Here is a 9,868-nt window from a genome sequence, read left to right as displayed (position 1 = left end):
GGACCAACGGGCAGGGCGCACAGCGCCGCGCCCCTCACGCCGGCCCCCCCAGCCCAAACCGCGACCCATGCCACGGCGCATACCGCACGACATCCCCGCGAAGCCGAAACAACGCCACGTCCTTCGCCTTCGCCTCCAGCATCACGTCGAACGCCACCCCCTCAACGCTCGACAGAAACTGCGCGAACTCGAACGGGTTCACGAAGTCCGCATGACCCGTCGTCACCGGCGGAACCAGACGCGACCCCTTCCGGCCCGTCCCCTTGTCCACCACACGGCGCTCCAGAAACTGCGTCCGCGGCGACGAGTAGTGAACCTTCGCAACCTCCCCCAAAGGCCACGTCCCAACCATCGCCAGAACCGTCGCGCGAAGGTCCAGCCCGTCCGGGTTCAGGCACCAGAAGTGCTGGTGGTCGAACACCAGCCGCACCCCCGTGCGCTCATGGATCCACAACGTGTCCGACGCCGAAAACCGAAGGTCGTCGTGCTCCAGCACCAGACGGCGCCGGACCGGCTCGGGCAGCGTCTCCCAGGTCCGGACCCAGCGCTCCCGGCTCGTCGCGACGTCCCCGTACGTCCCGCCCACATGGATCACCAGGACCGCCTCTGGACCCAGCCCCATCAGGTCCAGCATCTCCGCCTGGCTCGCCAGATCCCACACGCTGCGCGACACGAGCGACGGGTCCGGGCTGTTCAGGACGATGAACTGCGAGGGATGGAACGAAAGCCGAAGGCCCAGGGCTCGCGCCTTGGCGCCCACGGCCGCCAGCTCCGACCCGCTCTCGCGGACCATCCCGTGGAACTGCGGAAGATCGGGATGCGTCGCATACGGCGCCAGATCCGACGACATCCGGTACAGCCCGATCCCGTTCTCCGCGCAGTAGTCCAGGATCCGGTCCACATACTCCAGCGACACCTTCAGATGCGGATTGCTCCCCGAACGACGCGCGTCGTTGCTCGGTAGGTCGTCGCGACCCATCACTTTGACGGGGAAACCTAGTCAAGCCTCGTGCCGGAGCGGCCGTCGCGAACCGCTAAGGATCGATGTGGGCTTGCCACTGAAGTTCGCGGCAGCGCTATCACCACTGCGCAATATCGTCATCGCAGCCGATCAGCTCGTCCGCACGACGTGGCGTCGTCGAAAGCAAGGAACATCGACGTCACCTGGCTCACCACGATCCGCAAGCGCTCTTGAGGGGAGATAGGCATGGCGTGTAAGCCCGCAGCGCCGTCCGCCAATCAACGATGTCATAATATTGATTATGGAACTATTTTGACGGGTCGCAATGGGGAGCGCTGACGAGCGAGGCACGGTTTCCTGGTCGGTCGTGATTTTCTTTTTCGTTCGATCGCCCGGACCGCCGAGGCTGATCCGGCCTTCCCGCGAAAATCGCACCGGACGTCAGCCCCGGCGCTGCCGCCAACGAAGCATGGCAGTGGTTTCAACTCAGTGGATAAAAGCGCTGTCGAATATCCGGAAGCTGCGCCGGCTCGCGTCCGCGCTCAGAGTTCGAACTCGATCCGCATTCCGTCGAAGGCCGGCTCGACATGGGCCGGCAGCGATCGTCGGACCGCCTCGTAGTCCAGCGGCGTATGCATGTGGGTCAACACCGCGCGTGGGACGCCGAGCCGATCGATCCAGCCGAGCGCCTCGTCGAGCGAGAGATGGCTGGGGTGCGGACGATATTGGAGCGCGTCGACCACCAGCAGCTCTGCGCCTGAAATGGCCTCTACGGCAGCGGACGGAAAATCCGACACGTCGCTGGAATAGGCGATCGGGCCAATCCGGAACCCGAGCGAATGGATGCTGCCGTGTACCTGCGTATACGGATGCACCGTGATGGCACCGGCGGGTCCGTCGATCTCGAAGCTCCGGCCGCCTTGGATTTCGTGGTGGCGCACGATCGGCGCATAGGCGCTGCCCGGTGGCGTGCGGAAGCAGTAGCCGAACGCCTCGAACAGGCGCGCGTAGGTCTCGCGGTCGGCATACAGGTCCACCAGCCTGCGGTGGTCGATGACGTAGCCTCGCAGGTCGTCGAGGCCGTGGATGTGGTCGGCATGCGGATGCGTGATGAGGACGGCGTCGATGCGGCGAACGGAGGCGGCCAGCATCTGTTCGCGGAAGTCCGGTCCGCAATCGATGACGACGCGCGTGACGTCGTCGCCGTCGATCAGTTCCACCATCGCCGAACAGCGCGTGCGCCGATTGCGCGGATTGGCTGGATCGCACTGCCCCCAATCGCCGGTGATCCTCGGCGTGCCGGGCGAAGAGCCGCATCCCAGAACCGTGAGACGCAGACGCCTGCTCACGCGGCGCCGCCTTTGCGCGGGTCGGGAACCTCGGAGAAAAGGCGGAAGAAGTTGTCCGTCGTCTGCCGTGCGAACGCTTCGAGCTCATGCCCGAGCGCTTCGCTGAGAGCGGTGGCGGTATCCCGAACGAAGGCGGGCTCGTTTCGCTTGCCGCGATTGGGCGGTGGGGCGAGATAGGGGGCGTCGGTCTCCACCAGGATGCGATCCTGCGGCACGCAGGCCGCGATCGCACGCAGCTCCGTGGAGTTCTTGAAGGCGACGATCCCCGAAAAGGAGACGTAGCCGCCGAGTTCGACGCCGACCGTTGCGAGCCGCTCTCCGGCGGTGAAGCAGTGAAGGACGAAGGGGAAGGCACCCTTCCCCACCTCGTCCACCAGGATGCGCTCGACGTCCGTGTCGGCATCGCGGGCATGGATCACGAGCGGCAAGCCGGTCTCGCGCGCCGCCGCGATGTGCCGACGGAACACGCGCTCCTGGCGGTCGCGCGGGGCCCGGTCGTAGTGGTAGTCGAGGCCGGCCTCGCCGATGGCCACCACCTTCGGATGGCGGGCGAGCCGCACGAGGTCTTCGACCGGCACCTCGTCCTCGTCGGCCGCGTTGAGCGGATGCGTGCCGACCGACGCGAAGACGCACGGATAGCGTTCGGCGATCGCGAGGACGCGCTCGTGCTTCACGACCTGGGTGCAGATGCTGACCATGACGCCGACGCCCGCCGCGTTGGCGCGCGCGATCAGTGCCTCTCGATCGGTGTCGAAGTCCGGGAAGTCGAGATGGCAGTGGCTGTCGACGAGAAGGCAGGTCGTCATCAGGCGTCGTCGGTTGCGGGTTCGACATAGCGGGGAAACACGCCGGCGGGCGCGGGCAATGTCTGGCCGCCTTCCAGCATGATCCCCTGGTCGAGACGCTCGAACCCACGCTCGTGTTCCGCGATGCCCAGAAGGTCGAGCAACTTGGCGATCGAGTCCGGCATGACCGGTTGGAGCAGAATCGCGACGCGCCGCAGCACCTCCGCGGTGACGTAGAGCACCGTGCCCATGCGCGCGGGGTCGGTCTTGCGCAGGACCCAGGGTTCCTCGCCGGCGAAGTAGCGGTTGGTCTCCGAAACGACACCGACGATCGCAGAGAGCATCAGGTGAAGTTCCTGGCGGTCGATCGCCGCGCGGCATCGCTGCAGCAACTGCCCGCTCGCCTCGAGAATGGCCTTGTCCGCCTCGGTGAAGGCGCCGGGCGTCGGAAGGCGGCCATCGCAATTCTTGGCGATCATCGACAGGGAACGCTGCGCGAGGTTGCCCAGGTCGTTGGCGAGCTCGGAGTTCATCCTGCCGACGATCGCTTCGTGCGAGTAGTTGCCGTCCTGGCCGAACGGCACTTCGCGCAGCAGGAAGTAGCGGACCGGATCGAGACCGTAGGCGGAAACGAGGGCGTGCGGGTCGATCACGTTGCCGACCGACTTCGACATCTTCTCCCCACGGTTGAACAGGAAGCCGTGCACGTAGACGCGCCGAGGCAGCGGGAGACCGGCCGACAGCAGGAACGCCGGCCAGTAGACCGTGTGAAACCGTGCGATATCCTTGCCGATCACGTGGAGGTCGGCAGGCCAGAACCCGGCGCGCTCGCCGCCCTCGGGAAAGCCGGTGGCGGTCAGGTAGTTGGTGAGCGCGTCGACCCAGACGTACATCACGTGCCGCTCGTCGCCGGGCACTGGAATGCCCCAGTCGAAGGTGGTCCGCGAGATGGAAAGGTCCTTCAGGCCCGAGCGCACGAAGGAGACGATCTCGTTGCGACGCTCGGCGGGGCCGATGAAGTCGGGATGAGCCTCGTAATGCTCGAGCAGCCGTTCGGCGAACTGCGACAGGCGGAAGAAGTAGCTTTCCTCCTCGACCCACTCCACGGGCGAGCCCTGCGGCCCGAGCCGCCGGCCGTCCTCGGTCAGGCGCGTCTCGTCCTCGGCGTAGTAGGCCTCGTCCCGGACCGAGTACCACCCGGCATAGGAGCCCTTGTAGATGTCGCCGGCGTCCTGCATCCGTCGCCAGATTTCCTGGCAGGCGACCTTGTGCCGCTCTTCCGTGGTGCGGATGAAGTCGTCGTTGGAGCTGCGGAGCTCGCGCCCCATCTCGCGGAACTTGGCGGAGTTCCGGTCGGCGAGCTCCAGCGGCGAAATCTCGAGGTTGCGGGCGGTCTGCAGCATCTTGATGCCGTGCTCGTCCGTGCCGGTCAGGAACAACACGTCGAAACCGTCGAGGCGCTTGAAGCGCGCGATCACGTCCGTCGCGATCAGCTCGTAGGCGTGGCCGATATGCGGGCTGCCGTTCGGATAGGAGATCGCGGTCGTCGTGTAGAATCGTTCGGCCATCGTGGTGCTTCTGCGCGGATCGGTTTGAGATGGGCAATAGCCCATCGGTCGGCTCGGCTCAACGAACCCCGTGCAGACCTGTCAGCGCGCAGCGTTGTCGCGAAGAGCCTGGAACCGGTCGAGGAAGCTGAGGATCGTCTGCTTGCGATCGAGATTGAACGCCGCGGCTTCGCGCCAGCGCGCCTGCTCGGCGAGGCAGAAGCTCGCTAGGTCCGCACTATGGCGCGCCATGCCACCCACTGCCGCGCGCCGGGCTTCCGCCGACAACGTCTCGAAGAGGCGGTCGCGAAATAGGTCCCATGCCGCCTCCCGCCCTTTCTGTACCAGGCCGTCGAGGAGCGTGTGCACCGCCTGCCAGTCCTCGATGGCGCGCCCCAACATGCGGTCCGCCTCCCGCAGGACGTCCACTCCGCCGCCCTGTTGGACGAGCAACGCCTGTCGCAGGCTGCCGCGTGCGACCTCGGCTGCCGACCGACGTTCGTCGCCGGGAACGTCCGGCAGCTTGCGCGCCAGGCCGTCCAGTAGCGGGCGATCGCCGAGTTGCGGGATCCGAAGCGTCCGGCAGCGGGAGCGAATGGTCGGCAGGAGGCGACCCGGCGCGTGGTTGGCGATCAGGAAGATCGACCGGGGCGGCGGTTCTTCCAGGATCTTGAGCAATGCGTTGGCGGCGTTGCGGTTCAGGTCGTCGGCCGGGTCGAGGATGGCGATCCGCCATCCGGGCGTCGCCGTGGACCTGAAGAAGGCATGGAGGCGCCGGATCTCGTCCACCGTGATCTGGGTCTTGAAGCCGCCGCCGCGATCGGCCTCGGCTCGCTGGATATGGATCACGTTCGGATGCGCGCCCGATGCGATCTGACGCAACCTCGGATCGTCGGCGTCGAACTCCACGGAGCCGTTCTCGTCGGCCTTCCACGCGACGCCCACGAGATGTCGCGCGAAGGCGAAGGCGAGCGTCGCCTTGCCGATGCCTCGGGCGCCCTGGAGCAGCCAGGCGTGGTGCATCCGTTCGCTCCGGGCGGCGTCCACGAGGTCCTGCCACGCGCGATCGTGCCCGACCAGGAAGGTCGTCGCCGCCGGCGGCGAGACGTCGTCGATGTCGTCGTGTGCCGGCCGCGCCTCCGTGCCGTTCAAGACGACGCCTCGTCGCGAATCCGTGTCGATGCGCTCAGCGCCGCCGCGCACCGATCCAGCACGACGCGTTCGATGCGGTCGGACACCTCGTCCAGCGGCCCGGTCGCCTCGATCACCGCACAGCGGTCCGGCTCGCGTGCCGCGATGTCGAGAAAGGTCTGGCGCCTGGCCTGATGGATGTCGATGCCGTCCTTCTCGAAACGGTCCGCCGCCTCGGCGTTCCTCCGTTCGGCCAGGCGTCGCATGCTGACGTCGATGGGGAGGTCGAGGATCAACGTCAGATCCGGCTGGGCGTCGATCGTGGTGGCGTCCTCGAGCTCGTCCAGAAACGCCCTGTCGAGGCCGGGCGCAGACCCTTGGTAGGCTCGGGTCGAATCCAGGAAGCGATCGCACAGAACGAAGGAGCCGTCCCGAAGCGCGGGCAGGATCACCGTGCGGACGTGGTCGTAGCGCGCGGCCGCGAACAGGAGGGCTTCGGTCTCAACGCCAAGCCCTTCGGCCGCACCCGACAGGACGATGTGGCGGATGGCGTCGGCACCGGGCGACCCACCGGGCTCGCGCGTCTTGACGACGCGCACGCCGCGCGCCTCCAGCCGCGCCGCCAGACGGCCGATCTGCGTGGTCTTGCCGCTGCCGTCCGGCCCCTCGAACGTGATGAAGCATCCGCGCCGCGGCATGTCGGATCGCTGGGCGCCCACCATCAGAGGCTCCTGATCCAGCCGAAGGCAAGCTCGTGCATAGCGTCCACCGCGCGGCTGGCGAACGTCCCCTCGCCCACGTCCTCGCCGGCGCGAAGCTCGCGCTCCAGCGAAAATCGATTGTCGATCCTGAGTTCCACCGTTCCGATCCTGTCGCCCTTGCGGACCGGCGCCCGCAGGGGTGTATCGTAATGCACCGAAGCGGAGACCACCTCCGGGTGGCGCTTGGGGACGAGCGCCACGAGATCCTCGTCCAGCACCAGCGGCACGGAGGCGGCCACGCCGCCGAACACGGGCGCGTCGGCGATCGTGGCGCCGGCGCTGAAGATCGCCTTTTCCTCGAAGGCGGACCCTGCCCAATCCGCGAGCGCGACGGTTTCCCTCAGCCGGGATTGTTCCTTGTCGAGCCCGGCCAGCACTAGGATCGTGAGGCGACCGCCCTCGCCTTCGACCACGCCGACGATCGAGTATCCCCCTTCCGGCGAGAAGCCGGTCGCCATGCCCGTCGCGCCCGGCACGGTGCCCAGCAGCGGGTTTCGGTTTCGCTGGAGGATCTTGTTCCATTCGAACTGAGGCTGCGCGTAGAGCGCGTAGCGCTCGGGATAGGTATAGCGGATATGGCGGGCCAGGATTGCCATGTCCCGCGCCGTCACCTCCTGCCCGCCCTCCGGAAGACCGGTGGGGTTCACGAAGCGGCTGTCGGTCATGCCGATCGCTTCGGCTTCCCGGTTCATGCGATCGGCGAAGGCCCGCTCCGATCCGTCCATGTGCTCGGCGATCACGATGGCCGCGTCGTTCGCGGCCTGTACGACCAGCCCCTGGGCCAGGGCATCGACGGGGACGTCGGACCGGACAGCCGCGAACATCGTGGCCGTGCGCGACGGCGCGCCGCCCGTGCGCCATGCATGGGTGGAGACAGGCAGGGCCGCGTCGGGCGCGAACTGGCCGGAGGCGAGAGCGCCGAACAGGATCTCGGCGGTCATGATCTTGGCGAGCGACGCGGGCGGAAACGGCGCCCGTCCGTTCTTCTCGAACAGGACACCGCCGGTCTTACCGTCGATCACGACGGCGACCTTGGCGGCGGTCTCGGGAAACACCGCGTCGTCGCGGTTCTGCGCCGAAGCGCCTCCAACCGAAAGGATGGCGGCAAGGAGAATGGCGTTCCGGAGAACTCGTTTGGGGTGACGCATCAGGAAAGCCGGCAGGATCGTGGCTGCGGCCCAGCATAGCTCATCGCGGCGGTCCCGCATATCTCGACCGATCGGCGCCGCGGCCTCGCCGTCAGCGTTCGTCGGCCCTGACCACGAAGGCATCCGTCAGACCGGCACCCCATACGTCGCGCAGCAGCGCGTCGGCGTCCTGTCCGGGCCGAACGGCGAGCGCCAGCGAGACGTGACCATCGGCGGCGGTTTCCGTCATCTCGGCGCGTCCTTCTACGAGGCTGGAAACGCGCATCAGGAGGGAGACGTCGTCTACCGCGCCGAGTTCGATCGTCTCGGCCGGCGGGGTGGCGGCCGAAGCCAGCGAGGACAGCGCGGCATGCGCGCCCGTCGATCCGGGAGCGGCCGCGTAGGACAGGAGCGAGCCGCGGGGCACCGGCACCGGCACGGGGCCGGCGGGCGCCGCGTCGTAGGTCTGGATCAGGTCCTCGATGGACGGCGTGCGGGCGGGAACGGCGCGCTGCGTCGCAGGCGCGGTGGCGGCCTGGCGCGGCGCCAGGAAGGCAGCGGCCATCATCAGCGGCGACTTCTCGTGGCGCGAGGCGATCATCACACCGCTCGGCAGGCCGTCGCTGACGGCGGGCGCGTTCCCCTGCCGGTACGACGCCATCAACATCGGCGTGTCGTCGCCTTCGAGCGGGGCGCGCCCGACATACTCGACCTTCACGTCGGCGACGCCGTCGTTCTGGAAGCCCAGCATCTCGGCGGCCTTGGAGGAAACGTCGAGCACCCGGTCGTGCACGTAGGGGCCCCGGTCGTTGACGCGGACCAGGACGGAGCTGCCGTTCTTGCGGTTGGTCACACGGGCGTAGGACGGCAACGGAAAGGTCGGGTGCGCGGCCGAGAGGTGGTACATGTCGTAGACTTCGCCGTTCGCCGTCAGGCGCCCGTGGAAGTTGGCGCCGTACCAGGAGGCGGTGCCGTTCTTGACGTAGCCCGGCTCTTCCTTGGGATAGTACCATTTCCCGCGGACCATGTAGGGCTTGCCGGTCTGGTCGCGGCCGCCGCCCTTCGGCACCTTCTTCAGCCGCGTCACGCGGGGGCTCGCCTTCACGCCGAAGATGCTGGAGCTGAAGATCGGCGCGTCGTCCTCCGGCGCCAGCTCCCCGTCATGCGTCGACGAGGCGGTGGACTGGCAACCGACCAGCGCGAGGGACAGTCCGAAAGCGAGGCCAAGCCCGATCTTCCGGTCGTATCCGGCTCCAGCCATCATTCATGCCCCCAACATTCACAAGGGCGCGCATGCCCCGTCGCGCCGTCCCCACCATATCCGCGCGGGAGGTTACCAACTGATGAAGCGATTGCAAGTCCACGCGAGTCGCGGTCGCCCATCATGAAGAAAATGCGTTGCCGAAATCTTGCCACATTTGCGTCCGCCCGCGGTCCGCGGCGCAGCCCGGCGCATCGTCCAGAGATCATCTGACGACCATTCCAATACAACCGGAGCAGGATACTTCGAGCGGAGTTCGACCGACTCCTGGAGTCCTCTTGTGCGCATGTGCCAAGGTGCTTGTACGCTCGGGGATGCAGCCCAGGCGATCGAAGCTCGGTCGCGGTCGGTTTTGGGGTCCGCAATTCGCAACGCTCACGCGCTCGATCAGGCGAAGAACTGCGCGGTCACGTTGCCGCTCACCTCACCGGTGGCCTTTCGTCGCAGCATGTCCAGGTAGTCCGCCTGCCGGCGCGCCACGTCCGCCTGGTCTTCGCCCAGCATCGTCTCGATCTGGGAAAGGGTCTGCATGAGGCGTTCGGTCACGGCGGCGATGTCGACCAGGTCTTGCATGGCGTCTCCTTTTCGGAGCGCACCCTGCCGCAGGCGGCTGGCCTCAAACTGGCGGTTGCCGAACGTCGGCCTTCCTTGCCGCGAGCCCAATGCTGCGGCGGAGGCGGCGCGGCGGACACCGCACAGCCTCGGCAGGCCAAGGCCGGACGTCCCGGACCGACCGGGAGACGCGGGGCGACGATCGGTCGCCCCGGCGTTTGTCGTGGCATTGCCTCGCGTCGCGAGGCGGCCGACGTTCAGAACGGTTACTTGTGGGGTCAGGTGTAAACTGTGTGTGTCAGTGCCATGGTTCTCAACGGTTTCGTCGTCGAGGCACGACGCTGAGGGTAAAAGATCGGGGTGTAAAGGAGTTGACATTCGAGTCCTTCATCGA

The 9,868-nt window shown here is 67.3% G+C and carries 9 protein-coding genes; all 9 read right to left on the bottom strand.

The features are described 5' to 3' along the window. Positions 1 to 34 precede the first annotated feature (34 nt). On the bottom strand, positions 35 to 979 hold the full coding sequence (uvsE, locus tag D3218_RS03310; RefSeq protein WP_119538431.1) for a UV DNA damage repair endonuclease UvsE: 945 nt from the start codon (positions 977 to 979) through the stop codon (positions 35 to 37). 524 nt (positions 980 to 1,503) lie between these two features. Beyond that, the gene (locus D3218_RS03305; RefSeq protein ID WP_119538430.1) at positions 1,504 to 2,310 is read right to left on the bottom strand and encodes an MBL fold metallo-hydrolase; all 807 of its coding nucleotides are present in this window, start codon (positions 2,308 to 2,310) and stop codon (positions 1,504 to 1,506) included. Further along, positions 2,307 to 3,116 carry a TatD family hydrolase gene (locus tag D3218_RS03300; protein WP_119538429.1) on the bottom strand — a complete coding sequence of 270 codons (810 nt, stop codon included), beginning with the start codon at positions 3,114 to 3,116 and terminating at the stop codon, positions 2,307 to 2,309. Before D3218_RS03300 ends, D3218_RS03305 begins: the two co-directional genes overlap by 4 nt. Further along, positions 3,116 to 4,663, bottom strand: coding sequence for a methionine--tRNA ligase (gene metG / locus D3218_RS03295; RefSeq protein WP_119538428.1), 1,548 nt, complete (start codon positions 4,661 to 4,663; stop codon positions 3,116 to 3,118). The genes D3218_RS03300 and metG overlap by 1 nt, the downstream gene beginning before the upstream one ends. Before the next feature lie 81 nt (positions 4,664 to 4,744). Next, entirely contained in the window at positions 4,745 to 5,794 is a 1,050-nt protein-coding gene (locus D3218_RS03290; protein WP_119538427.1) for a DNA polymerase III subunit delta', read from the bottom strand. Next, positions 5,791 to 6,495, bottom strand: a complete 705-nt coding sequence (gene tmk / locus D3218_RS03285; protein WP_245414894.1) for a dTMP kinase — start codon at positions 6,493 to 6,495, stop codon at positions 5,791 to 5,793. The genes D3218_RS03290 and tmk overlap by 4 nt, the downstream gene beginning before the upstream one ends. After that, the gene (locus D3218_RS03280) at positions 6,495 to 7,682 is read right to left on the bottom strand and encodes a D-alanyl-D-alanine carboxypeptidase family protein (protein ID WP_119538498.1); all 1,188 of its coding nucleotides are present in this window, start codon (positions 7,680 to 7,682) and stop codon (positions 6,495 to 6,497) included. Before D3218_RS03280 ends, tmk begins: the two co-directional genes overlap by 1 nt. Positions 7,683 to 7,773: 91 nt before the next feature. Further along, positions 7,774 to 8,925, bottom strand: a complete 1,152-nt coding sequence (locus D3218_RS20225; protein WP_210209623.1) for a septal ring lytic transglycosylase RlpA family protein — start codon at positions 8,923 to 8,925, stop codon at positions 7,774 to 7,776. Positions 8,926 to 9,309: 384 nt separating this feature from the next. Beyond that, a complete protein-coding gene (locus D3218_RS03270; protein WP_119538426.1) occupies positions 9,310 to 9,495 on the bottom strand; it encodes a hypothetical protein in 186 nt (61 codons plus the stop codon). Positions 9,496 to 9,868 lie beyond the last annotated feature (373 nt).

The organism is Aureimonas flava (assembly GCF_003583935.1).
Taxonomy (GTDB): Bacteria; Pseudomonadota; Alphaproteobacteria; order Rhizobiales; family Rhizobiaceae; genus Aureimonas; species Aureimonas flava.
Note: the sequence above shows the minus strand (reverse complement) of the source record. Positions and strands in the feature narration are given on the sequence as shown.